At 61.9% G+C, this 26,193-nt stretch carries 24 protein-coding genes; 11 read left to right on the top strand and 13 right to left on the bottom strand.

The window, feature by feature from the left end:
* Nucleotides 1–17: 17 nt before the first annotated feature.
* A complete protein-coding gene (locus BT179_RS04685; protein WP_072397323.1) occupies nucleotides 18–425 on the top strand; it encodes an SMI1/KNR4 family protein in 408 nt (135 codons plus the stop codon).
* Between the two features lie 13 nt (nucleotides 426–438).
* Here BT179_RS04685 and BT179_RS04680 read toward each other — a convergent pair whose 3' ends face one another.
* Nucleotides 439–2,202, bottom strand: a complete 1,764-nt coding sequence (locus BT179_RS04680) for a cation:proton antiporter (RefSeq protein ID WP_072431352.1) — start codon at nucleotides 2,200–2,202, stop codon at nucleotides 439–441.
* A gap of 259 nt (nucleotides 2,203–2,461) precedes the next feature.
* Here BT179_RS04680 and BT179_RS04675 point away from each other — a divergent pair, with 259 nt between their 5' ends.
* A complete protein-coding gene (locus BT179_RS04675) occupies nucleotides 2,462–2,947 on the top strand; it encodes an acyl-CoA thioesterase (RefSeq protein WP_072397327.1) in 486 nt (161 codons plus the stop codon).
* Between the two features lie 21 nt (nucleotides 2,948–2,968).
* Here BT179_RS04675 and pdxY read toward each other — a convergent pair whose 3' ends face one another.
* Nucleotides 2,969–3,841, bottom strand: a complete 873-nt coding sequence (pdxY, locus tag BT179_RS04670; protein WP_072397329.1) for a pyridoxal kinase PdxY — start codon at nucleotides 3,839–3,841, stop codon at nucleotides 2,969–2,971.
* 119 nt (nucleotides 3,842–3,960) lie between these two features.
* Here pdxY and BT179_RS04665 point away from each other — a divergent pair, with 119 nt between their 5' ends.
* Nucleotides 3,961–4,383 carry a DUF3301 domain-containing protein gene (locus BT179_RS04665; RefSeq protein WP_072397331.1) on the top strand — a complete coding sequence of 141 codons (423 nt, stop codon included), beginning with the start codon at nucleotides 3,961–3,963 and terminating at the stop codon, nucleotides 4,381–4,383.
* Between the two features lie 12 nt (nucleotides 4,384–4,395).
* On the opposite strand, the gene BT179_RS04660 is transcribed toward BT179_RS04665, so the two are convergent.
* Entirely contained in the window at nucleotides 4,396–5,361 is a 966-nt protein-coding gene (locus tag BT179_RS04660; protein WP_072431351.1) for a CobW family GTP-binding protein, read from the bottom strand.
* A 28-nt stretch (nucleotides 5,362–5,389) separates the two neighbouring features.
* On the opposite strand from BT179_RS04660, the gene BT179_RS04655 reads away from it, so the two are divergent.
* Nucleotides 5,390–5,743: an NADH:ubiquinone oxidoreductase gene (locus BT179_RS04655; RefSeq protein WP_072397335.1), complete on the top strand. Its 354-nt coding sequence runs from the start codon at nucleotides 5,390–5,392 to the stop codon at nucleotides 5,741–5,743.
* Nucleotides 5,744–5,816: 73 nt separating this feature from the next.
* Here BT179_RS04655 and BT179_RS04650 read toward each other — a convergent pair whose 3' ends face one another.
* Both BT179_RS04650 and zigA read right to left on the bottom strand, forming a co-directional pair.
* Complete coding sequence (locus BT179_RS04650; RefSeq protein WP_176776507.1) at nucleotides 5,817–6,464, bottom strand: DUF1826 domain-containing protein; 648 nt, start codon at nucleotides 6,462–6,464, stop codon at nucleotides 5,817–5,819.
* Nucleotides 6,464–7,672, bottom strand: a complete 1,209-nt coding sequence (zigA, locus tag BT179_RS04645) for a zinc metallochaperone GTPase ZigA (protein ID WP_072431349.1) — start codon at nucleotides 7,670–7,672, stop codon at nucleotides 6,464–6,466. Before zigA ends, BT179_RS04650 begins: the two co-directional genes overlap by 1 nt.
* A 128-nt stretch (nucleotides 7,673–7,800) precedes the next feature.
* Between zigA and BT179_RS04640 the strand changes: the two genes are divergently transcribed.
* The 5 genes from BT179_RS04640 to BT179_RS04620 all read left to right on the top strand — a co-directional run bounded on the left by BT179_RS04640 (nucleotide 7,801) and on the right by BT179_RS04620 (nucleotide 11,619).
* Entirely contained in the window at nucleotides 7,801–8,199 is a 399-nt protein-coding gene (locus tag BT179_RS04640; RefSeq protein ID WP_072431348.1) for a glutamine synthetase, read from the top strand.
* 106 nt (nucleotides 8,200–8,305) lie between these two features.
* Nucleotides 8,306–9,202 (top strand): GTP cyclohydrolase FolE2, encoded by an 897-nt coding sequence (gene folE2 / locus BT179_RS04635; RefSeq protein ID WP_072431347.1) that lies wholly within the window; start codon nucleotides 8,306–8,308, stop codon nucleotides 9,200–9,202.
* Nucleotides 9,199–9,867, top strand: a complete 669-nt coding sequence (locus tag BT179_RS04630) for a metal ABC transporter ATP-binding protein (RefSeq protein ID WP_072431346.1) — start codon at nucleotides 9,199–9,201, stop codon at nucleotides 9,865–9,867. The genes folE2 and BT179_RS04630 overlap by 4 nt, the downstream gene beginning before the upstream one ends.
* Nucleotides 9,867–10,733: a metal ABC transporter permease gene (locus tag BT179_RS04625; protein ID WP_072431345.1), complete on the top strand. Its 867-nt coding sequence runs from the start codon at nucleotides 9,867–9,869 to the stop codon at nucleotides 10,731–10,733. Before BT179_RS04630 ends, BT179_RS04625 begins: the two co-directional genes overlap by 1 nt.
* Before the next feature lie 10 nt (nucleotides 10,734–10,743).
* On the top strand, nucleotides 10,744–11,619 hold the full coding sequence (locus BT179_RS04620; protein WP_072431344.1) for a metal ABC transporter substrate-binding protein: 876 nt from the start codon (nucleotides 10,744–10,746) through the stop codon (nucleotides 11,617–11,619).
* A 13-nt stretch (nucleotides 11,620–11,632) separates the two neighbouring features.
* Here the strand turns inward: BT179_RS04620 and BT179_RS04615 are convergent, their stop codons facing one another.
* Nucleotides 11,633–12,154 (bottom strand): DUF3617 domain-containing protein, encoded by a 522-nt coding sequence (locus BT179_RS04615; protein ID WP_072397352.1) that lies wholly within the window; start codon nucleotides 12,152–12,154, stop codon nucleotides 11,633–11,635.
* Between the two features lie 141 nt (nucleotides 12,155–12,295).
* Between BT179_RS04615 and cls the strand changes: the two genes are divergently transcribed.
* Nucleotides 12,296–13,735, top strand: coding sequence for a cardiolipin synthase (gene cls, locus BT179_RS04610; protein WP_072431343.1), 1,440 nt, complete (start codon nucleotides 12,296–12,298; stop codon nucleotides 13,733–13,735).
* A gap of 89 nt (nucleotides 13,736–13,824) precedes the next feature.
* Here cls and cfaB read toward each other — a convergent pair whose 3' ends face one another.
* The 5 genes from cfaB to hflK (BT179_RS04585) all read right to left on the bottom strand — a co-directional run bounded on the left by cfaB (nucleotide 13,825) and on the right by hflK (BT179_RS04585) (nucleotide 21,134).
* Nucleotides 13,825–15,012: a C17 cyclopropane fatty acid synthase CfaB gene (gene cfaB, locus BT179_RS04605; protein ID WP_072397355.1), complete on the bottom strand. Its 1,188-nt coding sequence runs from the start codon at nucleotides 15,010–15,012 to the stop codon at nucleotides 13,825–13,827.
* A 188-nt stretch (nucleotides 15,013–15,200) separates the two neighbouring features.
* Nucleotides 15,201–17,096, bottom strand: a complete 1,896-nt coding sequence (locus tag BT179_RS04600; RefSeq protein ID WP_072431342.1) for a heavy metal translocating P-type ATPase — start codon at nucleotides 17,094–17,096, stop codon at nucleotides 15,201–15,203.
* A complete protein-coding gene (gene hflK, locus BT179_RS04595; RefSeq protein WP_072431341.1) occupies nucleotides 17,093–18,145 on the bottom strand; it encodes a protease modulator HflK in 1,053 nt (350 codons plus the stop codon). Before hflK (BT179_RS04595) ends, BT179_RS04600 begins: the two co-directional genes overlap by 4 nt.
* Complete coding sequence (gene hflC / locus BT179_RS04590; RefSeq protein ID WP_168199063.1) at nucleotides 18,142–19,143, bottom strand: protease modulator HflC; 1,002 nt, start codon at nucleotides 19,141–19,143, stop codon at nucleotides 18,142–18,144. Before hflC ends, hflK (BT179_RS04595) begins: the two co-directional genes overlap by 4 nt.
* 29 nt (nucleotides 19,144–19,172) lie before the next feature.
* Nucleotides 19,173–21,134: a protease modulator HflK gene (hflK, locus tag BT179_RS04585; RefSeq protein WP_072431340.1), complete on the bottom strand. Its 1,962-nt coding sequence runs from the start codon at nucleotides 21,132–21,134 to the stop codon at nucleotides 19,173–19,175.
* A 209-nt stretch (nucleotides 21,135–21,343) separates the two neighbouring features.
* Here hflK (BT179_RS04585) and lpdA point away from each other — a divergent pair, with 209 nt between their 5' ends.
* Complete coding sequence (gene lpdA, locus BT179_RS04580; RefSeq protein WP_072431339.1) at nucleotides 21,344–22,744, top strand: dihydrolipoyl dehydrogenase; 1,401 nt, start codon at nucleotides 21,344–21,346, stop codon at nucleotides 22,742–22,744.
* Between the two features lie 57 nt (nucleotides 22,745–22,801).
* On the opposite strand, the gene BT179_RS04575 is transcribed toward lpdA, so the two are convergent.
* Nucleotides 22,802–24,964: a hypothetical protein gene (locus tag BT179_RS04575; RefSeq protein WP_072431338.1), complete on the bottom strand. Its 2,163-nt coding sequence runs from the start codon at nucleotides 24,962–24,964 to the stop codon at nucleotides 22,802–22,804.
* Complete coding sequence (locus BT179_RS04570) at nucleotides 24,951–26,144, bottom strand: DUF3142 domain-containing protein (RefSeq protein WP_072397365.1); 1,194 nt, start codon at nucleotides 26,142–26,144, stop codon at nucleotides 24,951–24,953. Before BT179_RS04570 ends, BT179_RS04575 begins: the two co-directional genes overlap by 14 nt.
* Between the last annotated feature and the right edge of the window lie 49 nt (nucleotides 26,145–26,193).

Here is a 26,193-nt window from a genome sequence, read left to right as displayed (position 1 = left end):
AAAGAGGATCCCCGGACGTGGAAGAAATTATCGAACAACTGCGTGAAGCCAACGAACCCGTACCGGTTCCACTGGAGTTGCCCGACGAAGACCTGCTGGTAGAAATCGAAGAACAGCTGTTCATCGACATCCCGTTTGTCTTCAGAGAGTTTTTGCTGACCGTCAGCGATGTCGTCTATGGCAGCCTGGAGCCGGTGACCGTCACCGATCCACAATCCCATACCTACCTGCCGGACGTGGCCGCCAACGCCTGGGATGCCGGTGTCGACCGCAGCCTGATCCCGATCTGTCAGGACGGCGACGACTACTACTGCGTCGAAGAAGACGGCACCGTCGTGTTGTGGCAGGCCGAAGACGAGTTGCTTGCCGAGGAAACCTGGGAGTCCGTCTGGCACTGGGCACGGGATGTCTGGCTGGAGAGCTGACCCCCTGGGCCGGTCAATGCCCGGACGACTCCTTGTGGTTGTCCAGGGTCTCCAGCAAGGCCACCTGCATCCTGGTGTGCAACCGGACGAACCAACGCCAGAGCAGTGCCGCTACGGCCGTTGCCACCACTGCAATCAATGCCAGCAACTTGTTGGTCGGCAGGATACTGGCCGACAAGGCTGCCAGGAGCAGGAAAATCACCAGCAGCGAAAGGATCGGGATCACTTCGGCGATCACCCGACGTACGCGCTGGGTATGGCGGCCGGCCATTTCCGCCTTCACCCCCATCTCTGCCAGCATCATCGACAGCGCCTTGAGCTTGCGGTACGCGGCGATCAGGAACGGCAGCGACAGTAGCAGCGCCCCACCCCAGATCAATGCTTTCTGCCAGCTTGGGTCGCTGATCCAGGCTTGCATATGAACCGACATGCGCTCGGCAAAATAGCCGCCCGAGACAAAGATCGCGATCACCAGGGCCAGGTTGATGCCTACCTGCAACAAGATCCGCCTGATCATGGAGGCGATCAACACATTCTCACCGTGGGGCTGGATGTTGCGCAGCCACTCGCCATACATCCCCAATACCCGCGATAGCCGTTGCGGTACCACGGTCGCCAATTTGACGGACAACGGATCCGCGGCTCGGATCAGGTAAGGCGTCAGCAGCGTGGTCAGCACCGAGACGGCGACCGCGACCGGGTAAAGGAAGTCGCTGGTGACCTGCAGAGTCATCCCCAGTGAAGCGATGATGAAGGAAAATTCGCCAATCTGTGAAAGCCCCATCCCTACCCGCAGCGATGTGCGTCCGTCATTACCAGCGATAAAGGCACCCAGGCCGCAGGAAAGCATCTTGCCCAGTACCACCGCGACCGTGATCACCGCGATCGGCCAGGCATACTGCAGCAGGATGACCGGGTCGAGCATCAGGCCTATGGCCACGAAAAAAATCGCACTGAACAGATCGCGTACCGGTTCCACCAAGCGCTCGATCTTCAGCAACTGTCGGGACTCGGCCATGATCGCACCGATCAGGAAAGCCCCCAGCACCATGCTGTACTCAAGCTTCACCACCAACAGACAGAAGCCGAAACACAGGCCCAGGACGGTGATCAGCAGCATCTCGTTGCTGTCGAATTTCGCCACATAGGCCAGCAGCCTCGGCACCAGCAAGATGCCAATCACCAGCGCGACGATCATAAACAGCGAAAGCTTGCCGACCGTGGAAAACACCTCGCCGGAGCTCACCGTACCGCTGACAGCGATGCTCGACAGCAAGGCGATGATACCGATGCCAAGGATGTCCTCGACGATCAATACCCCGAAGATCAACTGGGCGAAACGCTCGTTCTTCATCTTCAGGTCGTTAAGTGCCTTGACGATGATCGTGGTCGAAGAGATCGCCAGGATCGCGCCCAGGAACAGCGAGTCCATGGTGCTCCAGTCGAACCAGCGGCCTATTTCATAACCGATCCAGATCATCAACACGATTTCGAGGAACGCGGCGATGAATGCCGTGGCACCCACCTTGAACAGCTTGCGCAGGCTGAATTCTAGGCCCAGGCAGAACATGAGGAAGATCACCCCGAGCTCAGCGAGGGTCTTGATCGTGTCTTCGTCGTGGATGAAGCCAAACGGCGGTGTATGGGGACCGATGAGGAAACCGGCAACGATGTAGCCCAGCACCACCGGTTGCTTGAAACGATGAAACAAGACCGTCACCAGCCCGGCTGCCAGCATGATGATCGCCAAGTCTTGAATGAAGTTGATGGCATGCATCTGTAGGGCTCCCTGTCGCCGACTGGATAAGTCCGTTTCTCTTGTAGGAAATGCCCTCGCGATGGGCTTTTGCAGGTTAACACCGCGACTTCTGACAAAAAGACGGTGCAATATAAGGAAACAGATCCATCGACGCGTGACGGCAGCCACAGGCGCAGCGTCCCGATATCGGTGGTTTTGCAAAAAGGTCGAGCAGGCCACTGACCAGCGCCCGCAGAGGTGCACTTCCCTAATCGCTGCCTTGATCCGTGAGAACGTTATGGAACCCGGAAACGCCCAACTGTCGATGACGGTGTTGATGACCCCCGATATGGCCAACTTCTCTGGCAATGTCCACGGCGGCACCCTGCTCAAATACCTCGACGAAGTCGCTTATGCCTGCGCCAGCCGCTACGCTGGCCGCTACGTGGTGACCTTGTCGGTGGATCAGGTGATTTTTCGCGAGCCGATTCACGTCGGTGAGTTGGTGACCTTCCTGGCGTCGGTGAACTACACCGGCAACACCTCGATGGAGGTGGGCATCAAGGTGGTGACCGAGAACATCCGCGAGCGCTCGGTTCGCCATACCAATAGCTGCTTCTTCACCATGGTTGCGGTGGACGACCAGCGCAAACCCGCCCCCGTACCGCCCTTGCAGCCACAGAACAGCGAAGCCAAGCGCCGCTACGAGCAAGCCCAGCAACGCCGGCAGATTCGCCAGGAGCTGGAGAAGCGCTATCAGGAGATCAAGGCGGACGCGCCTTGACGGAAGCTGGAGCGGTGTCGGTCACAAGTGGATCGGCACAGCCTCGAACCGCACACGTGGATGGGTGATGCGATCCTGGGCGCGCACCAGTTGCAATTCATAACTGGCGCACGCCTGGGTTTCCAGCAATACCTCATGCACCGCGGCGGCAGTGAATTCAAGCGCCGCCACCAGGCTGTCACCCAGCAGTATCCGCGCCAGAAACAATCCGGATGTCAGGTCGCCTACCCCCACCGGCTGACGCGGGAATGCCAGCAATGGTCGCCGCAGGTGCCAGTTGCCTTCGGCGGTTACCAGCAGCATTTCGAAGCTGTCCTCGGCCTTGCCAGGATACGCCAGGTGCTTGACCAGCACGGCCTTGGGACCACGAGCCAGCAGCGCACGCGCCATGCCCAGGCAGTCGAGCAGCGATTGCGCCTTGCGCCCGGAAAAACTGTCCAGTTCCAGTTGGTTCGGGCACATCAGATCCGCTACCGCGGCGGCCTCTTCCAGCAGGAACTCGCTCACCTCGGGCGCGACGATGCAGCCCTTCTCCGGATGCCCCATGACCGGGTCGCACAAGTACAGCGCCTTGGGATTGGCAGCCTTGATCCGGGCCACGCCGGTCAGGATCGCCCGACCCTGGGCCGCGCTGCCCAGGTAACCGGAGAGAACCGCATCGCAATGACCCAGCTCGCCAATCGCCGCAATACCTTCGATCAATGCCGGTATCTGCTGGGGCGCATGAACTTCCCCGGCCCATTGGCCATACTGGGTGTGATTGGAAAACTGCACGGTGTTGAGCGGCCAGACGTTGACCCCGACCCGCTGCATGGGAAACACGGCGGCGCTGTTGCCAGCATGACCGAATACCACGTGAGACTGTATGGCGAGCAGATGAGGCGTACGTTTCATGCGGGTGGTTTCCGTAAAACGATTGAAATTCAAGCCGCGCAGTATGCGACTAAACACAGCCTGTACGACAGACCGGCGACACAGTTAAGCTGACGGCAACTTGTTGGAGCACTTCGTTCATGCTGACTCTTGGAAACATCTTCGTGCTGATGCTGCTGGCTACCGGTGGCGCCTGGTTGTGGCACAACCACGGCTTGCGCGAACGGGCATTGGCGAGGGTCATGCAGCATTGTGCCAACCTCAGGATCGAGCTGCTGGATGGCAACGTCGCGCTGAAGAAGATCGGGTTTGTGAAGGATGCCAGTGGCCGACGGCGCCTGGCGCGGATCTACAATTTCGAGTTCACAGTCACTGGCGAGTCCCGCCATTCGGGCACTATCACCCAATTCGGCGCCCACAGCGCACACATCGAGCTGGCGCCGTATCCGATGCCGTTCGAAGAGTCGCCCGAAACCTTGGCTGAACCGGTCCAGGCCAGGCCTCGGGCCGAGGTCATCGAGTTGAGCCAATGGCGGCAGGAACACAACAAGTGGAAGCCTTGAACCACCGCTGACTCATGACCGTCGGCAATTGGCCAGGCCAACCTGCAGGGTCGGAACGTCTTGCGGCTCGCCGAAAATCAATTCAAGCCGGGAATCCTGCCGCCACTCGCTGCTTTGCCAATCCAGCGCCGCCCCCTCCAGTGCATTGGCTGAAACCCAATCCTCGGTGCTGTGGATAACCAGCTTCGCCCGCTTCCAGACCTGACCTTGCAGCCATCGCGTCAGTGTCGCCGTGTCGAAACGCTGGCTCGGATGCCAGCGCCAACCGATGCTCCAGCCCCCCTCCTGCTGCTGGTGCAGGCAGATCGGCACCGTTGGATCGCTCCAGACAGCCGGGAGCTGACCCACGTCCTTGGGCACGTTCAAGTTACCCACAACCCCGCCTCCCGTTGCGGCCAGGCCCGGCAAACGGCTGATGGGCAAGTTCGCCTGCTGTGTCCAATACGATGGAATCGCCGGCAGCCGCTCCATCACGCGGGCACGATCGGCGTCCGTGAGACCTTCGGATTTGTTCAGCACCAGCAGTCCGGCGGTGGGAAGCGTCTGTCGTTGCGCATCAGCCAACGGCTTGTCGTCTGACAATGCCCGGGCGTCCAGCACCAGCACGCATGGCTGGACCGCCAGCACGCCGAGCCACGGCGCTTGCCGCAATTGGCGCATCAATTGCGCCGGATGACCGAGGCCCGAAGGTTCGATGAACAATCGGTCCGGCCGGGCCTTGCGTAATAATCGACCGAGGCCAACCTGAAACGGCGCGCCGTTGACGCAACACAGGCAGCCTCCGGCAACCTCCCCCAGTGCGATACCATCGGCCGCCTGGGTCAGTAGCGCAGCATCCAGGCCGATCTGGCCGAACTCGTTGATGAGCACGGCCCAGCGTTCGTCGGCCGGGCGCTGGGCGAGCAATTGTCTGATCAGGCTGGTCTTGCCAGCCCCCAACGGCCCTGCGATGACATGGGTGGGAATGTTCTGCAGCATGGGCGACGGCTTTCGATGGAGGTGAAAAATGCGGGTGATTGGCTGCTTATTACTGGCACTGGCTTCGAGCGAGGTGCTGGCCCAGGCTTGCGTGGTCCATAGCCAGGCGGAGCGGCTCGACGTGAAAGTATGCCAGCAGAACCGCAGCATTCCACCAAAGCTGTTCGCCGACGGGTTCTGCCAGCCAAGCCTGGCCGGGCAGAAAGTCGAGGTGCAATACGTCGATCAGTGTCCTGGCGGTGCGTTCGGCATCTGCAGCGACGCCCAGGTGGCCAATATGCCCTATCGCCAGGATATTCACTATTACGGTGTGGCCAGTGACGCCGCCTACCTCAAGCCGTTCTGTGAAGGGAAAAACCAGGGAAGCTGGCTCAAACCCTAGGCGCTATGCGAAGTCCCGTGAGGAAGGCCAGGCAGGCGAAACGGGGCGCGGCCGAGTACAGAGCTGCAAGAGCCTAGGCAAGCCAGTCCAGCGTAAGAATCAGTCGGCGCTCCCCCTGGGTCGGTTCCGGCGAGCGATGGATCAGGCCAAATCCCTCGTTGCCCAGCCATTTCTCGCCCTTGAGCAGGGCCACGTCACCGTGGCCAAGCTGTTGGATCATCTGTGGATCCCTGGGCTCGGCCTCAGGGTGGGCGAGCCATCGGCGATCCATGGCGCCTTCCTCGAGCCACTGGCTGCCGGGGCCGGCATAGGTGGTAACGAGCCGCACCGGCACATGGTCGACGTGGAAACGCGGACACATGGCCTTGTCCAGGGTTCGCAGGCGCAGGCCGACACGCGTGGCGCCCAGCAGGCAGGCAAACGCGCCGACCAGCCAGGCGACATCAGCCCTGAACCCTTCGTAGCCTTGCAGATCGCTGAAACCGGCAGCCAGACCGTTCAGCTCCGGCTGGGAGTCCTCCTCTGGCAGATCGAGCACCCACGACTGCGCCAGAGACTGTTCCATGGAAAGCACCATCGCGGCAAAATCGCTGATGTGCAGCGGGAGTTGGCGTTGCCACACCGCCAGATTGACGCCATCGTCCAGAATCTGCGTCAGGGCCCGAGGGGTATCGCCCTGGACCTGGCGGACCTGTCCGCGTTCCAGGCCGGCCGCCAAGATCACGCCGCAACCTCGTCGTGCCATGCACCGAATGGATCCGGCAGCAGCCGCCAACCCTCGACTCCCAGGGCCATTTCCTCGTCCGTAAGCAGACAGGCGTCCAGCGCTGCGGTGAGACATTCGAAATCGATGTCCTGGCCAATGAAGACCAATTCCTGGCGGCAATCTCCCGTGCCCGGGAGCCAGTTCTTCAGGATGGCGGCAGTGCTTTCTTCGTCCCGTGGCCACTGGCTCTTGGGCACGAATCGCCACCAACGGCCGGCAAATCCATGACGCATCAAACCTCCAGCCTGGGACCAACTGCCCGCCTCTTCCGGCTTACTGGCCAGCCAGAAGAATCCCTTGGAGCGCAGGAGCCTGCCGTTGGTCCATGGGCGGTCGATCAGGCTGAAGAAACGCTCGGGATGAAACGGTCGGCGTGCCCGATAGGCCGCCGAGGCGATGCCATACTCTTCGGTCTCCGGCACATGCTCGCCACGCAATTCCTGTAGCCAGCCGGGTGCTTGTGCTGCGCGTTCGAAGTCGAAACGACGGGTGTCGAGTATTTCCTCCAACGGCACCTGCCCCATGACCATGGGAAGGATCCGTGCCTGGGTATTGAGACGCTGGAGAATCGCGGTCAGTTCTTCCCATTCCTGACGACCGATCAGATCGATCTTGCTGATCAGGATCACGTCGGCGAATTCGATCTGTTCTACCAGCAGGTCTGTGATGGAGCGCTCATCTTCTTCGCCGAGGGTTTCACCTCGGGCGGCCAGGCTCTCGGCGGCCAGGTAATCAGCCAGGAAGTTCACTCCGTCGACCACCGTCACCATGGTGTCGAGTCGGGCAACATCGGCCAGGCTACGCCCCTCTTCATCGCGAAAAGTGAAGGTCTCCGCCACGGGCAAGGGTTCCGAAATGCCGGTGGATTCGATCAGCAGATAGTCGAAGCGCCCCTCCCTGGCGAGCTGGCCGACTTCGGCCAACAGATCTTCGCGCAGCGTGCAGCAGATACAACCATTGCTCATCTCCACCAGTTTTTCTTCAGCGCAGCTAAGGGTGACATCGCGCTGAACCTCGCTGCCATCGATGTTGATTTCGCTCATATCGTTCACGATCACGGCAACACGCAGTTTTTCGCGATTGCGCAGCACATGGTTGAGCAGAGTACTTTTGCCGGCGCCGAGAAATCCGGACAGCACCGTAACAGGAAGGCGATTGGGCATGGGTTGTATCCTCATCGGGGCGGCCGTTGCTGACGCTGCATCAGCGTGCTGCGACTCGTTCTGTGATTTACGTTATACTATAACAATAAATCTACGCCACCCTGCAATGTCCATCATCGGAAATCTCCATGCGGTTTTTTTTCGTATTTTTATTGCCCTGCGCGCTTTTTCTATCGTTTTCATCACCTGCATCGCCCCAGGGCCAGAGCGCTTTATTAGCAAACTGCACACGTAGCGCGAGTTTGCTGTCGTGTGCGGATGAGCGCGGCAATACCTACAGCGTGATGACTGCCGGAAATACGATTTATCTTCGGGGGTTTGACGCAGAAAGGCGCCGCTACTGGGCGCAGACCAACAGTCGCTATGGGCAATTGACCTTTTTCACAGGACTGGCTTCCGACGGTGAAAGTTGGATTGGCTACAGCCGCCGCGTCGGTTGGACGACCATCAATCGCTTCTCCAGCTCCGGTGGTAGCGCAGGAGAATTTGTATGCGGACGCGTCAGCGGTTGTCAGGATTCCCGCTGATGTTTCACGTGGAACGAACAGATTAAAACTCTATTCATGAAAAAGATCTGGCCGGGTGAATTGTTACACTATAACATTAAATCTGACCTCACGATGGATCTAACCCATGAACGCGTTAACGCTGCCAGACGTCGCTGCGCAGGCCTCACGCCAAGCCGGTCCTCTCGATTGGGTGGGCATGCACGGCGTCGCGATACCGGTATTGATCGAAGGCCAGCGCCTGAGTGCAAAGGCAGACGCTGGAGTCAGCCTGGATGACGCTGATGCCCGGGGTATTCACATGTCCCGGCTGTATCTTGCCTTGGAAATGCTCGAGAGCGAGCCCCTGTCGCCTTCCTTGCTGGAGCGAGTCCTGCAGCAATTCCTCGCCAGCCATGAAGGCCTCTCGAGCTCTGCGTCCCTGACCGTCCATACCGAATTGCTACTCAAACGCCCGGCGCTGGTCAGTCCCCTTGGCGGCTGGAAACGCTATCCGATAAGCATCAAGGCTCATCAGAAACATGCAATGTTCCACGTGGAACTGAACATCGAGATTCCCTATTCATCTACGTGCCCTTGTTCGGCGGCCCTCGCTCGTCAGCTGATTCAGCAACAGTTTGTGAACGACTTTGCCAATAAGGCCCTTGAGCATGCAGAAATTCTGGCCTGGCTAGGATCCTCCAAAGGCATCGTCGCCACCCCTCATAGCCAGCGCAGCACAGCGACCCTGGGTATACGCTTGGCTACGACCGTGATTGAGTTGCCGTTGCAATTTCTGATCAACGAAGCCGAAGCGGCACTGGGCACCGCCGTGCAAACCGCAGTCAAGCGCGCCGACGAACAGGCATTCGCCCTCGCCAACGGCCAGAACCTGATGTTCTGCGAGGATGCCGCTCGACGACTCAGTCTGGCCTTGCGCCGTTCAAAAGACGTTGTCGCATTCGATGTCCGTGTGGTTCATGCCGAAAGCCTTCACGCCCATGATGCAGTTGCCGAAAGTCGTTGGAACCGGGAGCGGTCATGATCGACTGCCAGGCTTTGCGTTGGGGGCCTCCAGGACGACCGCTAACGCCCGCGCTGTATCTGGAACGGCCCGCCGGCAGCCTGACGGCCATTGTCGGCGCCAATGGTTCTGGCAAAAGCAGCCTGCTGAAAGTAATGGCAGGATTGCAAAAGCCCCTGTCCGGCAAGATCACGCTGAAAGTCCGGCACCGCGGTGGCGTCTCGTTTTTGCCGCAGCAACAACATCTGGATCGTCAGTTCCCCATCAGCCTTCAGGAGCTGGTGGTTGCTGGCGCATGGGGTCGTAGGGATTCGCCAGCCTTGCGCAGCCAGCGGCTCAACACCGTTCTGGAAGGTTGGGCGTTGCGTGGCCTGGAACATCGCCCGCTGATGGCGCTGTCGGGAGGCGAACTGCAACGGGCCCTGCTCGCTCGCCTGAGCCTGACCGAAGCGCCACTTCTATTGCTCGACGAGCCCCACGCCGCCCTCGATGAACAAGGCCAGGCGTTGCTGTGGAAACACATCCATGGCTGGCATGCCGAGGGGCGCACGCTCGTAGTGGTTTGCCACGACCTGGCTGCGGTGCGCCAGCATATTCCCCTTACGTTGTTGATCAAGCACTCCGGCTGCACCTTGGGACGCAGCCACGAATTGATCGCGCAGCAACCTTGCACAAGGGTGGCCTGATGCTTGCGGCCATCCACTTCTGGCAGCCTTTCCAGGAGTTTGTGTTCATGAGACGGGCCTTGCTTGGCGGCCTGGTCTTGGCATGCAGCACGGCGCCCTTGGGTGTGTTCCTGATCCTGCGCCGCATGAGCCTGATCGGCGACGCGGTGGCCCACGGCATCCTGCCCGGCGCCGCGCTGGGGTTCTGGTTCGCCGGCCTGAGCCTGCCCGCCCTGACAGTGGGGGGACTCGGCGCGGGCCTGGGCATGGCCGGACTGGCTGCCTGGATCACCCGCCGCACCGGGCTGCGAGAAGATGCGAGTCTCGCAGCGATCTATCCCATTTCACTGGCGGCCGGTGTGCTGATATTGGGGGTGGCGGGCAAACGCCTGGACCTGCTGCACCTGTTGTTCGGTTCGGCCCTGGCGGTGGACGAACCGACACTCACCGGCATGCTCTGGGTGTCGGGTATCAGCCTGATGGCCATGGCGCTGATCTACCGCCCCCTGTTGCTCGACACCCTGGATCCGCTGTTCCTGCAAACCGTCAGCCGGCTCGGACCGTTGGCCCATGGCGTGTTCCTGACTCTGGTGGTCCTGAATCTGGTGATCGGTTTCCAGGCGATCGGCGCACTCATGGTCGTAGGCTTGATGATGCTGCCGGCGGCCGCGTCGCGTTTCTGGAGCCGTCGCCTGCCGACGCTGATGCTCATTGCGGCAATGCTCGGCTGTCTCTCGGTAGGGTTCGGCCTGTTGCTGTCGTTTTACTTCTCGCTGCCCAGCGGGCCAGCCATCGTACTGGTGGCGGGCGGGTTGTATCTGTTGTCCGTGGTGTTCGGTCCGGTACATGGTTTGCTGCGCCGCCCGCCTTTGCTCACATCCCCATGAGGTGTTTCCGATGCGCGCCCTGCTCGTACTGTTCAGCCTGCTGTTATCCATGTCCTTGTCCGCCGCCGAAAGGCTCCAGGTAGTCACCAGTTTCAGCATCCTTGCCGATATGACCCGACAGGTCGGTGGCGAGCATGTCCAGATCACCAACATGGTGGGGCCCGACGCCGATGCCCACACCTACGAACCCACACCCGACGATGCCAAGGCGCTGCTCAGTGCAAAATTGATCATCAAGAATGGCCTGGGCTTCGAGCCGTGGCTGGATCGCCTGGTGGCCAGTACCGAAACCGCTGCGCCGGTGATCAGCGCCAGCCGCGGAGTGATTCCCCGTTCATTGGACGAAGACGGCGAGACAGTCCCCGACCCGCACGCCTGGCACAACCTGGCGAATGCGCTGTTGTATGTACGCAACATCAGCAAGGCGCTGGAAGCCGCGGATCCGGCCAACAAAGCCGACTACGTGCGCAACAGCGAAGCCTACCTGAACAAGATCTATGCGCTACTCGCTGAAGCCAGGACCCGGTTCGGTTCACTGCCACCCGGCAATCGCAAGATCGTGACGTCCCATGATGCCTTCGGTTACCTGGGACAGGCCTACGGCATCGAGTTCATGGCGCCCCAGGGCCTGTCCACCGAACGGGAACCATCGGCCGCTGAAGTCGCAGCGCTGATTACCCAGATCCGCCAGGCGAAGGTCAAGGCCGTATTCATGGAGAACATCAAGGATGCGCGCCTGCTCAAGCAGATCGCCGACGAAAGTGGCGCGCATATCGGTGGCACGCTGTATTCCGATGCCCTGGCTGCCAGTGGGTCGGCCAGCACCTTTATCGGCCTGTTCGAATACAACCTCAACACTTTGTACGACGCGTTGAGTCGGCCTTGACTCAAGCGGTCGGTCAAGCCCTCGGCTTGACCGTTCCGCAATCCTGTCCCAGCCAGACTGCACGGGTGTCCAGGCTGCCGTTCTGCTGGATGCCGGTGGCATTGAACGTACCGTTGACCTTGGTGGTGAATTCACGATCGCTCTGGAATGTCGCGATCCCACTCCCCTGGGCTTTCGGGCAGCTGAAGCGAAACTTCCACTGGTTACCGGTGCGCTCGGTGATCTGCTGCTTGCATCCCGATTGCGGGTCCTGCAAGGGGATGTCATTGGTCTGGACCTGCTCGGGCGTCAGGCACACCCGGATCCCTTTCCCGCCCATGGTGATGCCTTGCTTCTCCAGCATGGCCCGTTGTTCCGGGGTCATCTGGTTCTGCAACTGGCCCAGGATCAGCTGCAGGTCCGGCAGGTTCTGGTTATCGACTTTCATGTTGCTAGTGGTCAATTCCCACAAGCCTGGCTGAAGCATCTGCGCCTGAGCGGCCATAGGAACAGATAAGCCAACCGCCAAGGCCAAACCCAGCAGACGAACATTCATTGCAAGAACTCCAGAGGACAGGTGGCCGTTAGACGTCGTCCATGGGCTTCGGTTCAGGCTTGGCACAGGTGAATTAATTAGCGACATTCGTCCTGGAACATGGTCTGTTAAGCAATTGGAACTCAGGAGCAAGACGACTCCATGGACTATTTCGGCCCGCATGTTTTCGGTTACCTCATCGCGCTGCTTCATACCCTGGGTTCCATCGCCGCGGTTCATGCGGTACTGACGGTGCGAACGGCCCAAGGCTCGATCGCATGGGCCCTGTCACTGGTGTTCGTCCCATACCTGACGCTGATTCCCTATCTGGTCTTCGGCCGCAGTACCTTCGACGGCTACATCCAGGCACGCCGGCAGGCCAACGATGAAATGCGCAAGGCCGTCTCCGAGCTGAACTGGCGCCCCTGGGTGGAAGAGGCGCTGGCCGCACGCGCTTCCCAGGCGTACGCCTCGCTGCGCGCCATGCCGAAACTGGGGCGCACGCCCTGCCTGGCGAACAACCAGGTACGCTTGCTCATCGACGGACAGGCCACTTTCGAGGCCATCTTCCAAGCCATCGATAACGCCAGGGAAGCCGTCCTGATTCAGTTCTTCATCGTCCATGACGATCGCCTCGGTCAACGTCTGCAGGCGTTGCTGTTGAAGAAAGCTGCCGAAGGTGTAGCGGTTTATCTGCTGTATGACCGTATCGGCAGTCACTCCCTGCCCCACCGTTATGTCCAGGCCCTGCGCGACGGAGGCGTTCAGGTCAAAGCCTTCGCGACCCGCAGTGGCTGGCTAAACCGGTTCCAGGTGAACTTTCGTAACCACCGCAAGATCGTCGCCGTGGACGGGGTCCTCGGCTTCGTCGGCGGCCATAACGTGGGCGATGAATATCTAGGGGAGATGCCGCCCCTGGCGCCGTGGCGCGACACCCATGTCCAGGTGAGCGGCCCAGTGGTTGCAAGCATGCAAGAATCATTTGCCGAGGACTGGTTCTGGGTTGCCCGCTCATTGCCGCCCCTGATCCTGCCTGACACCTATCCGGAGGACGGCGTGCTGTGCCAGTTATTGGCCAGTGGGCCGGCGGATGCCTTCGAGACGTGCTCGCTGTTTTTCGTCGAAGCGATCCATGCGGCAAGCGAACGGGTATGGATCACGACGCCGTATTTCATTCCTGACGAGGCGGTATTCGCCGCGCTACGCCTGGCGGTGTTGCGGGGGGTGGATGTGCGCATTCTGTTGCCCTCCAGGCCGGACCACAGGATCGTCTACGCCGCCTCCAGCCTCTACGCCTTCGAAGCCGTCCGCGCCGGGGTACGGGTGTTCCGCTACGAGCCGGGTTTCCTGCATCAGAAAGTGGTGTTGATCGATCGGGAAATCAGCGCCATCGGCAGCGCGAACCTGGACAACCGCTCGTTCCGGTTGAATTTTGAAGTGATGCTCCTGACGGTGGATACCCCCTTCGCCACAGAGGTCGAGCAGATGCTGGAGGCAGATTTCGCCCAGGCCCACGAAATCGCCAAACAGGAAAGCCGGGAGACCCACCGTCTGCAAAAGATCGGCATGCGGGTCGCCCGGCTCATTTCCCCGATACTTTAGGCTCCGTACGAAAAAGCTTGAGACGAAGGTCAGGCGAGGCGGTTTCAACGCTGCATGAACGAGTATCAAGGCTTTTCGTAACGGCCCGATCAGGGGTGGTAGATGTCGTCTCGGGTCCAAGGCAGGTCATGACTGCCGTCAGCATGGGCCTTCACCGCCAGGATCTGATGCAGGTTGATCCAACCCTTGGCAAACGCATAGGCGCAGCCGGCCAGGTACAGACGCCAGATGCGCAGGGCCTGCTCAGAGACTTCCTTCGACGCTGCTTCCAGGTTGTCTTCCAGCCGTTCGCTCCAGTGATCCAGCGTACGCGCGTAATGCAGGCGCAGGCTCTCCACGTCGACGATCTCCAGGCCCGCTTCGCTGATGTGAGCGGAAATCATCGCCAGATGCGGCAACTCGCCGTTGGGGAAGACGTACTTCTCGATGAACTCACCCGCGCCGCGACCGACCGGACGCCCGTCGGTGTGCTTGGCCGTGATGCCATGATTCATCACCAGGCCACCCTCACGCACAGCGCCGAACAACGTCTTGCAGTATTGCTCCAGGTTCGCATGGCCGACGTGTTCGAACATCCCGACGCTGACCACCTTATCGAAGCGACCGTCCTGGGGAAGGTCGCGGTAATCGAGCAGTTGCAGTTCGACCTGGTCTTCCAGGCCTTCGGCCTTGACCCGCTCACGGGCCAGTGCCAATTGCGCCTTGCTCAAGGTAATACCGAACACCTTGGCGCCGAACTCCCGTGCCGCAAAACGGGCCAGGCCGCCCCATCCACACCCTACATCCAGCAGGTAGTCACCCGGCTGCAGCCGCAGCTTGCGACACAGATGTCGGAACTTGGCTTGCTGGGCTTGTTCGAGGGTTTCGCTGCCCGTCTCGAAATAGGCGCAGGAATAGACCATGTCGCTATCGAGCCATAGCTGATAGAAGGCGTTGGACAGGTCGTAATGATAGGAAATGGCCTTGGCGTCGGTTTCCTTGTCGTGGACCGAGCGCACCGGAGGGTTGTCGCCCTCTTCGTCCACCAGGGCCTGGCTCAACTCGTCGCAGACCCGGATCACTTCGTTGATCGAGCCTTCAAGCTCGAGCTTGCCTTCTACGAACGCCGCGCCCAGGGCATCCAGGCTGGGATGGGTGAATTGCGCGACCATCTGTGGGTCCTTGACCACGATCGTGACGCTGGGGTCGGCACCCAGCGAGAATTCATGGCCGTCCCAGAGCCGTAGCCGAAGCGGCAGGTGCAGATTCTGTAAGGCCGGTGGAAGTTGCGCGAGCATGAGATATCCCCCCTTGTTTCAGACGTCTGAAATCAGGGTAGACCATCGTAGAAAAATAGCTGCCTATCGAATATATAGCCTTTTTCTATTACCTCCCGAAGTCGCTCCTTGAGCCGGGACGGCCCTGATGCATACCCTTTCCACCCTTGATTGCACATCGCGCGCAGTTCTGTCCAATGGGCCGCTTTTCAAACTTTCGACAAAGGCTCATGGAAGCGCAACAACCGTCCGGCATTACCTAACACTAGCAGAGTGCTCAGGTTATGCAGCAGCGCAGCGATCATCGCTCCTGCCGCACCGAGCCAGCCGAAAGCGGCAAAAGCGACGATCGCCAGGGTCCAGCCCAGGCCAATCATTACGTTGACCTGCAGCGTACGACGGCATTGGCGGCTGAGCCGCACGCAGGTACCGAGCCGCCTCAGGTCGCTGCCGATCAACACCACGTCCGCCGACGCCAGGGCAATGTCTGCACCTCCCGCCCCCATCGCGATTCCGACGACACCGGCCTTGAGCGCCAGTGAATCATTGATACCGTCGCCCACCACCATGGGACGGAAACCGTGATCGATTTCCGCCATGACCCGTTTGAGTTTGTCTTCCGGCAGAGCCTGGGCCTGTACATCGCCGATGCCGATGTCCCGAGCCAGGGCTTTGGCCACGCTCTCGCGGTCACCGGTCAGCAGCAATTGTCGCCCCAGGCCCAACGCACGCAATTCGGTCATGGCCAGTTGTGCTTCCGGCTTGACGCTGTCGGCCAACAGCAACCAGGCGAGGAATTGTCCATTCAGGGCCAATCCGGCTATCGGGCCGTCGTGGTTGGGGATCGCAGAGGTCTCGATCCCCAACCGGGCGAACAGCTCCGGCCGTCCAAGCGCTGCCTCACCCTGCTCGGTCATCGCGACCACGCCCAGTCCCTGGCGCTCCTGAATCTGTGCCAGGGACAGGCGCTGGTCCTGTTCCACCAACCCGGCCAATGCGCGGCTGACAGGATGGCTGCTGGCCGAACCGAGGCTGGCCGCCAACGGCAGCAGGAAGGCGCGATCCTCCAAGTCGCTCTCGATGGATTGCAGACGCAGGGCACCGTAGGTCAGGGTGCCGGTCTTGTCCACGACCAGGGACGTGAGGTCCGCCAACTCTTCCAGGAAAGCCGAGCTGCGGATCAGGATGCCATGACGCGCCGCCACCGCGATGCCGGCAATCGCCGTCGCCGGTGCCGACAGCACCAGTGCACACGGACACGCGGCCACCAGCACCGCCAGCATTGCCTGGGCATCGTTGGTGATGAACCAGGTCACTGCCGCCAGCAGCAACACCAGCACCAGATAACTTGCGGCATAACGTTCCAGCAGCCGGGTGATGGGTGGCTTGGAGCGCTCCGCGTTCTGCATCAGGGCGATGACTTTGCCCAACGTCGATTCGTTGCCGGTTCGCGTGACTTCAAGGCGCAGCAGCCCATCGAGATTGATCGCGCCGCCGAACACTTGAGTGCCCACCGCCGCTTCCAACGGTACCGACTCGCCGGTAATGGGAGCCGTGTCGAGGCTCGCCTGGCCCGACACTACCCGACCGTCGGCGGGCACCCGGTCCCCTGCCCTGACCTCCACCAGGTCGCCCGGCTGGAGCGTCGCGTTGTCGACATCGACGATCGAACCGTCCGCCAGAACCTTGCGACCCTGGCTGCGAGTCAATCGGCCCAGGGCATGGATGGCCTCCTGGGAGCCAATCACGCTTCGCTCCTCCAGCACATGGCCGAAGATCATGATGATCGGCAACAGCGCGGCCGTCAGCAGATCCCCCGTGGCCCAGGCGCCTAGCATGGCCAGGGCGATCAACTGGTCGGTGATCCCGTGCAGGCTCGGATAGCGCAGGCTGTACCAAGCCGACCTCATCACTGGCATAGCCACCAACAGCGAGGCGACCCCCAGCAGCAATTGGCTGACGCCCGACTGCTCCGGTGCCCATCCTCGCCAGGCCAGACCCAACGCAAGCAGACCAAGGGCCAACATGGCCAGGGTCAGTTGCCGCGCGGCAGTACGTTGCTCGTCGCGAGACAACATCGGAGCGGCAATGGTGGGTGCGGTCATTGTTCTGCTCCCTGGATGATCAGGTGGGAATCGTCTTTCGGATCGACCGTTGTCACTGAACCGGCCTGGCGAAGAATGGCTGGCACGCGTTCGCGATACAGGCGCAGCAGCATCTGCGGATCACTACCCTGAGCCTTGGTCAGGCCGAGCACCGTAGCGGTATCGGCCGACGCCTTGGCGAGCCGCTCACTGGCCTGGGCATGGGCGACCTGCAGGGCCCGGTCCGCTTCCTGACGGGCGGACTGGGTCAATCTTTCGGCTTCGGTTCGCGCATTGGCGACGGCTTTGTCGGCCTGCTGGCTGGCCGTCAGCACTGCATTGAACGCACTCACCGCAGGCCCCGGCAGACTCGATTGCACATCGACCCGCGCCACTTCGATTCCCAACCCCTGTCCCGTGGTCGCCAGCTCGGCCAGACGACGGTTGATGCTCTGAACCAGATCGCCACGCAGGCGCTCGCGAAGTTCGGCGGCCTGGTTATCACTGCCGATCAGCTCTGGCCGAGCCACCAGAATCGTGTCCAGGTCCCGAGCCGCAGCCAATGCGACAGCGCTACGAGTCACCAGTCGATCCAGGGCCGGCAGCACGTGTTCTCCTTGAAGTACGAAGGCATAGGGTTCGGTGACCTTGTAGAACACGCGCACATCCAGTTGCACCAACCCTGCGTCGCCGGTCAGCAGATAACCGGACCCGGCCAGTGCGTCGCTGACCGGCGTAGCGAAACTGGCGACTCGGTCCGCCTGCAGGGCGGCGTCCGAACGCAACAAGCTCTCTACGCGCCTTTCCAGAACCCGATCCGCCGCAGGCAGTAAAACCACCTGTTCCACAGGACGAGGCCAGGCCAATAGAAGCCCGGCGTTTTCGATCCGATCCAGTGCGCCGAAATGCAGCACCACAGCCCGTTCCTGCGGATCGATCTGCCGGACGTTGGAAAACGCCCAGGCCACAGCGGCCAGGGCCGTAACCGCGTAAAGCGCCAGAAATGTCAGGCGTCCGGCCTGGATCCAGGGGCTGGACAACTCGTTTGTTCCACGTGGAACCACACTCATGGTTGTGTTCCACCTTTTGGTTCCACGGCCGGCGGCCCGTCCACCAACACTCGAAACGGGGCCGCGTCGGTCCGCAGAACCAGTTTCGTGCCAGGGCCAACGATGGTGCCGAGGGTGTCCAGGGAACGCAGCAGGTTATAGAGCTGGGGCGAACCGGCGTAGGCCTTGCCGTAAAGCTGAGCGGCTTCGACTCGAGACTGCGCCTCGATATCGGCAGCCTTCACAGTGGCATCGGCTTGCATGATCCGCGCATCACGCTCGGCAGCGGAGCGGATCTGCGCCGCTTCGCGCTTGCCAATGGCGGTGCGCTCAGTGGCGATGGTCTCGCGCTCAGCGCGCATGCGATCCACTGTGGCGGTCAAGGTCACCGAAGGCAAGGTCAGGCGTTCGATGCCCACTTGCAACACCCGCACCCCATACGTGGCGAGCAGTTGCTGATCGATCTGCTGGCGCAATTGGGTCTCGAATTCGCCGATGCGCACTTGGCTGGCGTTGGTGTTGACCAGGTCCGACAGGTCAAAACTGGCAGCGGTTGTTTCCAACGCCGAGCCTACGAAGGTCCGAATCTGCCGTGCCGCCTCGTCCGGCTGGTTCTGCACCGCTCGCATGAAGCGTTGGACGTTGTCCGGGTCGCCCTGTACCTGCCACGCCACGTAGGCTTGCACGATGATCCGCAATCCGTCTCGGGTCCCCACATCCTGCAAACCACTGGAAGTGGTGCGCAGCCGCAAGTCCACCGGGATTGCCGCCTCGAACGGCGCCGGCCAGCGCCAGCCCAGGCCTGGTTGCAGCAGGACCCTGGCCGGATTGCCGAAACGCGTAATGACGGTGGCCTCTCCGGACCGCACTTGTACCAGACTCGCAGCCGCCACCGCGAACGCCACCAGCAGTGCTGCCCAGCCCATTCGGCGCCAAGGGAACGGCCCGGCTTCCTGGGGTTCACCATGATGGTGATGATGTCCGTGATGATGTCCGGCGTGGCCGTGATCGTGACCGATGTGGTCGTGGTGATCGTGGGGAAAAGGGCTCAATGGACAGCTCCTGGCTGGGCAAGATTACGCGGCTCGGCAGGGTCGGCCGGTAAGGTGAAGGTCCGCAGGTCAATGGTCGGTGCGTTGCCGCTGCCTCCCAGGCGATGGTCGAGCACCAGCAGCCTGGCTTGGCCCAGGCCCTGGCTCAGTTGGCTGAGGTACTGTTCAAGCACGAAGGCATGACCCGCAGCGGCGAAGGCCTTGCGCTCAGCACCGAAGCGCAGGTCGGCGGCCTGTGCGGTGGCATTGATTTCCCGAGCGCTGGCCTGGGCCTGGTCATAGGCCATGGCGGCCTGCAACTGCGCCTGGCTGGTCTGCTCCGCTGCCGCGCCGCGCTCCCTGGCAATCAATGCCTGGGCGCCGATCTGCGCCGCCTGCACCCCGTGATAGGCGTTGGCCGCACCTGCCGGTGGATGGATCGCTTCCACCACTGTGGCCAGGATCTCCACACCACTGTCCAGGGCCTGCAAATCGGCCTGCACCGCTCGGCCGATCTCATCGGCCAGGCTGACACGATCCGCTCCCAGCAAACCGTCCAAGGTGCGCGAGGCGAATTCATGCACCAGGATACGGCTGGCGGTACTGCGGATCAGCGCGGGCACATCGGCGCTGTGGTAGGTCGCCGCGAGCGCGGCCTTGTCGTCAAGACCAATGCGGTAGACGAAGCGCACATCCATGTTGATGATCTGGAAGCCCTGCTGGTCGGCCCGGCGGCTGGCAATGACCTGGGATTTATCGTTCACATGACTGGCGTCCCACAACCGGTTGGCAATCGCCGGGGCTGGCCCCTCCGCCGGTTCGGCTTGCGCAGGCCCGCGGTTGTCGCCAACGCTGGTGGCCAACTCATGGACCACGCCATTTTCGACAGCCAGCACCCGGCCCAATGGCCAAGGCAATCCGACATGCAGGCCCGGACCGAAGACCTGGGCCGGCTCACCGAACCGTTCGTAGACACCACGCCCCTGCAGTGGCACTTCATACACCCCCGTCAACAACCAGCCCACCAGCGAGACCAACATCAGCACCGGGAAAAAGGCACGGCGCATGTAACTGAAAGCCCAGACTTGCCGCAGGTCGATGCCGAAACGGTTGTGCAATTCATGTTGCAACGCCTGCAAGGGACGCGGCGGCCAGCGCAGCAGGTCGGCAAGGACACTACGCCCCAGCAGCGTCGGCTCAAGGGCGTCCCGGCGTGGGCTGAACACAGACAGCAATGCCCTGAGCAGCAGCTCCACGGCCACCACGCCCGGCAACACCCCCGCCCACACCGCCAACCGTACCGGCCAAATGGACGTTTGCGAGGAGAACAACAGGCACAAGGCGCAAATGACCAGGACGATAATCGCCAGCCGCGTCAGCTGCGCCAGCGGCGGCGCCTCCGGCCATTCGAGGATGGATTGCTGACCCAACTGGCGTTCGAAAACCAGTAAACCGAACGCCAGCGTCAATGAAAATACCGCGCCAATACTGGCCGCCACACCCAGCGTGGCGGGTGGCAACGCCAGGTTCCAGGCCTGTTCCAGGCTCAACAGCACCACCATTGCCCAACCGATCAACCACAGCGTAGGGGCACCGATATAGCCCAGCAGGCGACCACAGCGCGTACTGATACCGTCCAGGAGTCGCTCGTACCAACCGAGTTCATCCACAGGCTCAATGTCAGCCGCCGGGATATCCTGGCTCGGCAGCAGCGCCCGGGTACGCCACCGCGTCACCCACCAGGCCGATTGCAAGCCCGCGACCAGCACCAGCAAGGCAGCGCACTGGCTTACCAGCAGGGCAGGCCACAATGATTGCGGTGCGAACAGCCCGATAAAAAATGCCAGCACCAACCCCAGGCCCGCCAGGGTGCCCAGCACCCAGGCCATGCCCTTCAGGCGCCGCCCTTGGAACGGTGCCTGTTGGAAACGCGGTAGCCCAACCGCACTCACCCCTTCGCCATCTAGATCGACTTGCATACCACCCCAGCTTCAAGGGAACAGAATCGGGCTGTGGGCGAAACCACGGCCGCTTCGTTGAGGAACGTTACCCTATAACGATTCCTGTGAAATTTCTGTGTTGTTTGCTTCATGAAAGCTGCGCCAAGCCAACATGGGAAGCCTTGACCGTAATCCTCGAAAACGCTCATATTACGTTCATAATTTTTTGGCCGAACGGGAGAGCAGCGATGAGCAATTATGACGTGATCATTCTGGGCGGCGGCCCGGGTGGCTATAACGCGGCGATTCGCGCCGGCCAGCTGGGCTTGAAGGCTGCTTGCGTCGAAGGTCGGGCCACTTTGGGCGGCACCTGCCTGAACGTCGGCTGCATGCCTTCCAAGGCCCTGCTCCACGCCTCGGAACTCTACGAAGCGGCCGCAGGATCGGAGTTCGCCAATCTCGGCATCAAGGTCAGCCCCACTCTCGATCTCGCGCAGATGATGAAACAGAAGGACGCCAGCGTGGCAGGCCTGACCAAAGGCATCGAATTTCTGTTTCGCAAGAACAAGGTCGACTGGATCAAAGGCTGGGGCCATATCGACGGCCCTGGAAAAGTGACCGTCACTGGCGACGACGGCAGCAAGACGCAACTGAGCGCCAAAGACATCGTTATCGCCACCGGCTCAGAACCCACGCCACTGCCCGGGGTGGAGATCGATAACCAGCGCATCCTGGATTCCACCGGGGCACTGTCCTTGAGTGAAGTGCCGCAGCACCTGGTGGTGATCGGCGCAGGGGTCATCGGCCTGGAACTGGGCTCGGTCTGGCGGCGGCTTGGCGCCCAGGTGACAGTCGTGGAATACCTGGATCGCATTTGCCCAGGCACCGACGTCGAGGCAGCGAAAACCCTGCAGCGGGCCTTGGGCAAACAGGGCATCCAGTTCAAGCTGGGGTCCAAGGTTACCCGTGCCGTCACGTCGGCAGAAGGCGTGCAGTTGCAGATCGAGCCTGCAACCGGCGGCGAGATGCAGCTTCTCGAAGCCGACTATGTGCTGGTGGCCATCGGTCGTCGGCCCTACACCCAGGGGTTGGGACTCGAGAACGTCGGGCTGAGCACCGATAAACGCGGCATGCTCGCCAACAGGCAACATCGAACCGAAGCACCTGGCGTCTGGGTGATCGGCGACGTCACGTCCGGGCCGATGCTGGCTCACAAGGCTGAAGACGAGGCCATGGCCTGCATCGAACAGATCGTCGGCAAGGCCGGGGAGGTCAACTATGCGTTGATTCCCAGCGTCATCTACACCCGCCCGGAACTGGCCAGCGTCGGCAAGACAGAGGAACAGCTCCAGGCGGAAGGTCGCGCCTACAAGGTGGGCAAATTTCCTTTCACGGCCAATAGCCGGGCGAAAATCAACCACGAGACCGAAGGTTTCGCCAAGGTCCTGGCCGATGAGCAGACTGACGAAATCCTCGGCGTGCACCTGGTAGGCCCGAGCGTCAGTGAAATGATTGGCGAATATTGCGTCGCCATGGAGTTCAGCGCCTCGGCCGAGGATATCGCCCTGACCTGCCATCCACACCCTACCCGCTCGGAAGCATTACGCCAGGCGGCGATGGATGTGGAGGGCATGGCGACGCAGATGTAGCTTCCAAGGACGGTCCCGTGGGAGCGGTTCCCGCGGGACAGTCAGGACAGCGGCTCTTCAGCTGGCCGATACCCGCGCCTTGTTGCGCCGCCGGCTGATCAACCCAAGCCCGACCGCGACCACCAACGCCAGGCCGCCAACCTGCAACCAGCGCTTATACGGTCGAAGCGCAGAGCGCAGCGACTCCAGGGCCTGGGTGACGTAGCGCTTGTCAGCGCTGCGGAAATCCGGCTCCTGGCATTGATGACCGAAATCACCCGCCCAGGTCACATAGGGCCCCTCTTTCACGTAACGCTGATACAACGCGCTTTGCTCCTCCAGGCTGGAGTTGTACCCCACTGCCTTGCACAGCACCGCCGCGAACGCCTGGCTGGTATGGGGCAGGTTGTCAGCCGCCTGACTGGCCAACGCCGTGGCGACAAAACGATAGTGATAGCGCAGGTCTGGCTGGGCGGCGCTGGCTTGCTGGCGTTTTACCTCACCCTCGGCCATCAGCGGCCCCACCTTGAGTTCGACAGGTTCGAGACTGTAGTTGCCCTCGAAAGTGGCATAGTCCGGAGCCATCTCGTAGCCGAGCAGTTCCATGCCCCATCGGCGCGCGATCCAGGAAGCGTTGAAATAGGCCTCGGCCCGGCGGGTTGGCCACCATTTGGACTCGGCTTGCTGAAGCAACTGGGCGTAGGCCCGGGCCTTGGCCTGCAGGTCGGCATTGTCGAAATAGGCCGGCGCCTCGTCGTAGCGCCCCTCACGCAGCAAGCGGCGGCCCAGCAGGTTGCGCAGGCTCGCGGCGACCGGCAATGGCACGTAATTGTCGCGATCCTCCTGGCTCAACGCCGGCGGGGCCGGGACTTGCTGGTCGACGTACTGTTTCAATTCATCCACCGTCAGCACCCGTTCGGCGACAGTCGCGGCGTCGTACCAGTAATTGCTCTGACCACGGTAAAGCTGATCGAAGGCTTGCAGGTAATCGCCCCGTTGCAGGGCCAGGATCGCGCTTTCGCCTTCGACCCGACACTTGGGCTGCACCACCTCGAAATCCCAATCCGCGTTGCGCCGGCCGCCCCAGGTTTCCTCTTGGGGAAAAGCCTGGGCCGCCTTGGCGTAGGCCGCCGCCGCAGCCGCTTTATCCGCGTCGCGCAAGGCCAGCTTGGCCCGAACCCACCACGCCAACCCGGTATCGCCGGCCTTCTCCACAAAGGCCTTGGCCCCAGCGTAGTCACCGTGCTGATAACTGACCGCCGCCAACCGGTCGGCGTTGTCCAGGCTTGCACGGCTGCTGGCCTGCAGGCGCTGGAAAAGGCGCTTCTCCCCGGACGGCTCCTCGCCGTCCCACCAACCGACACGGCTGAGCAGATAACCGGTCAGCAACCGCTGCACACCCGCACGCTTGAGCAATGCATCCAGACGCTCGTCCGGCTGCGCAGCCAGGTCGGCAGCCAGATACAGCAACGAGCTGTAGCCGACCTGGGATCCATGCAGGAACTGGCTCGCGTACAACTCGATGGCGCTGTCCCAGTCATCGGCGGTATAGGCCACCCTGGCCTCTTCGCCGAGGCTGGCGATTCCCAGTTCCAGCGGGTCGCTGAAACCACCGATGCTCAGCTCGCGGGCCTGGCGAAATGCCGCACCCGCCTGATCGCGCAACGTCGCCGGCTCGCCGCGCCCTGCCTCGGTACTCATGGCGAACAACGACCGCCCCAGGGAATATGCGGCCCAGGTACTGCGCAACGGGCGCTGATCGGCCGGTAGCGCCAGCAACTCCTGGAAGGCCTGCGCCGCCTGCTGGTGATCGCCCAGGTTGAACGCCGCCGCGCCAATGGCATACAGCCGCAACTCGGCAGGCAGGTTCGCCGCTTCGGCGCGGGCCTGGTCAATATCGTTCAGAGCCCGCACCCGTTCCACCACCGCTTGCTGCGGTGGGGTCAGACCGATCCGCTCGGCCTGGTCACGTTGGGCGATGTAGCCAGGCATGTCGTCATAGTTGTAGTCCGGGTTGCGAGTCGCCTCGCTGGCCGACTTGAGCCCCGCGATGGCCTGGCCAAGGCGGCTGACCTCGAAACGAAAGCTGCCTTCAGGCAATTCGGCCAGCGTCTGGGCGCGGTTGTCCAGCAGGCGCGCGGGAAAATCGGGGCCACAGGCCAGCGCCTCGCCCCACGGCAGGCCCAGCGGCAGACTAAGGCTCAGGCAGAGCAGGCGACGAGACCACTTAGGGGTAGACATTGAAAGTTCCTTGTTCAATTTTTGTACAGCGTGCCCAGCCGACGGCCCGCTGGGCGCCAGCGGCCAGGCGGCCTTCCTGAATGCGGGTGAAGGTAAGCAGTCCGGGCGTTTGTTGCAACGTGTAGCCAGCCAGGGCATCGACCCCATCACATCCACCTACCGCCAGCGTCAGGCGCTGGGGCCAGGGGCTGTCGAGGTTGCCCCGGTTAACCAGGCGGATATCGTACAAGCCACCCTTTTCTTCCAGCTCCAGGGCCAGCCGGCTGTCGAGCTTGTCCCCCCGAGCCACCGCGCCAAGGGTAGTCAGGCTCCAGACGCGCCGGTCGCCGCTCAAGGGCAGGCGAAACCAGATCAACCCCGCCAGATGTTCCGGCGGATCGGCCCGCAGGCCGGCGGCCAGCCCGGCCACTTGCTGCGGGTCGGCCAACAACTCCTTGCGCTCGCCGCCCAGGTCGATGGGCACCTCACTCTCCACCACCGGCGCGCCACTTTCCTGGCTCAGCAGTGCCACCCCATAGGCCGGCAGCGCCAGGTAAAAAGGCCGCATAGTGACGCGGTCCCAACGTTCGGCCCAGCGCAGGGCCTGCTTCGGATCGAACAACCCCTGCCGCGGATCGCTCACCGCATGGACCTGCAGCACACTGCTGTCCACGGTTTCCAGCAAGCCGGGCAATTCAGGGCTGTCGAGCCAGGCCGGCAGCGCGGTAATGCTCAGTTTCAGATCGGCCGGCAAGCTTTGCCGCAACCGGGCCAGGAAGGTCCTGTAGCCCGGCAGCCGGGCGCTACCGGCGTCATGGTCGATCTCGACCCCTGTCGGCGCCAGGCCTTGGGCTTGCCAGTGCTTGAGCACCTGCTGGATCTGCGCGACGATCTCGTCCTGGTCCAGCGTCTTGAGCTGGCCGTCCAGGCGAATCACGGCAATCAGCGGCCGACCGTCAGCCTTGAGCAACGCCGCATCGATCCGCGCCCGACTCCAGCCAGCCTGTGGGAACGCCTGCAACGCCAGCACCCGCAACCCGGAGAAATCCTGATGACTCTGGCGCAGCGCCGCGTCATGGGCCGGAACCCATTGGCGTTGCCAGATGTACAGCTGTTGATCGAGAGGACGAGCCGGGGGTCGTTCGCAGCCAGATAAAAGCAAAACGGCGAGCGCCAGCGCTGGCCGGAATAAAGAAGTCATGGGTTTCACCGCATTGCGCGTCACATCGACACTGGGGGGCGTCCAGCGC

The organism is Pseudomonas sp. NFACC43, assembly GCF_900119645.1.
Lineage (GTDB): Bacteria > Pseudomonadota > Gammaproteobacteria > Pseudomonadales > Pseudomonadaceae > Aquipseudomonas.
The sequence above is the reverse complement of the archived record's forward strand: the minus strand, read 5'-3'. Positions and strand labels throughout refer to the sequence as shown.

What these genes read in the sequence shown, in the direction of transcription:
- BT179_RS04680 (WP_072431352.1), bottom strand. Translation starts at nt 2,202, where the DNA reads ATGCATGCCATCAACTTCATTCAAGACTTGGCGATCATCATGCTGGCA.
- BT179_RS04675 (WP_072397327.1), top strand. Translation starts at nt 2,462, where the DNA reads ATGGAACCCGGAAACGCCCAACTGTCGATGACGGTGTTGATGACCCCC.
- pdxY (WP_072397329.1), bottom strand. Translation starts at nt 3,841, where the DNA reads ATGAAACGTACGCCTCATCTGCTCGCCATACAGTCTCACGTGGTATTC.
- BT179_RS04665 (WP_072397331.1), top strand. Translation starts at nt 3,961, where the DNA reads ATGCTGACTCTTGGAAACATCTTCGTGCTGATGCTGCTGGCTACCGGT.
- BT179_RS04660 (WP_072431351.1), bottom strand. Translation starts at nt 5,361, where the DNA reads ATGCTGCAGAACATTCCCACCCATGTCATCGCAGGGCCGTTGGGGGCT.
- BT179_RS04655 (WP_072397335.1), top strand. Translation starts at nt 5,390, where the DNA reads ATGCGGGTGATTGGCTGCTTATTACTGGCACTGGCTTCGAGCGAGGTG.
- zigA (WP_072431349.1), bottom strand. Translation starts at nt 7,672, where the DNA reads ATGCCCAATCGCCTTCCTGTTACGGTGCTGTCCGGATTTCTCGGCGCC.
- BT179_RS04640 (WP_072431348.1), top strand. Translation starts at nt 7,801, where the DNA reads ATGCGGTTTTTTTTCGTATTTTTATTGCCCTGCGCGCTTTTTCTATCG.
- folE2 (WP_072431347.1), top strand. Translation starts at nt 8,306, where the DNA reads ATGAACGCGTTAACGCTGCCAGACGTCGCTGCGCAGGCCTCACGCCAA.
- BT179_RS04630 (WP_072431346.1), top strand. Translation starts at nt 9,199, where the DNA reads ATGATCGACTGCCAGGCTTTGCGTTGGGGGCCTCCAGGACGACCGCTA.
- BT179_RS04625 (WP_072431345.1), top strand. Translation starts at nt 9,867, where the DNA reads ATGCTTGCGGCCATCCACTTCTGGCAGCCTTTCCAGGAGTTTGTGTTC.
- BT179_RS04620 (WP_072431344.1), top strand. Translation starts at nt 10,744, where the DNA reads ATGCGCGCCCTGCTCGTACTGTTCAGCCTGCTGTTATCCATGTCCTTG.
- BT179_RS04615 (WP_072397352.1), bottom strand. Translation starts at nt 12,154, where the DNA reads ATGAATGTTCGTCTGCTGGGTTTGGCCTTGGCGGTTGGCTTATCTGTT.
- cls (WP_072431343.1), top strand. Translation starts at nt 12,296, where the DNA reads ATGGACTATTTCGGCCCGCATGTTTTCGGTTACCTCATCGCGCTGCTT.
- cfaB (WP_072397355.1), bottom strand. Translation starts at nt 15,012, where the DNA reads ATGCTCGCGCAACTTCCACCGGCCTTACAGAATCTGCACCTGCCGCTT.
- BT179_RS04600 (WP_072431342.1), bottom strand. Translation starts at nt 17,096, where the DNA reads ATGACCGCACCCACCATTGCCGCTCCGATGTTGTCTCGCGACGAGCAA.
- hflK (WP_072431341.1), bottom strand. Translation starts at nt 18,145, where the DNA reads ATGAGTGTGGTTCCACGTGGAACAAACGAGTTGTCCAGCCCCTGGATC.
- hflK (WP_072431340.1), bottom strand. Translation starts at nt 21,134, where the DNA reads ATGCAAGTCGATCTAGATGGCGAAGGGGTGAGTGCGGTTGGGCTACCG.
- lpdA (WP_072431339.1), top strand. Translation starts at nt 21,344, where the DNA reads ATGAGCAATTATGACGTGATCATTCTGGGCGGCGGCCCGGGTGGCTAT.
- BT179_RS04575 (WP_072431338.1), bottom strand. Translation starts at nt 24,964, where the DNA reads ATGTCTACCCCTAAGTGGTCTCGTCGCCTGCTCTGCCTGAGCCTTAGT.
- BT179_RS04570 (WP_072397365.1), bottom strand. Translation starts at nt 26,144, where the DNA reads ATGACTTCTTTATTCCGGCCAGCGCTGGCGCTCGCCGTTTTGCTTTTA.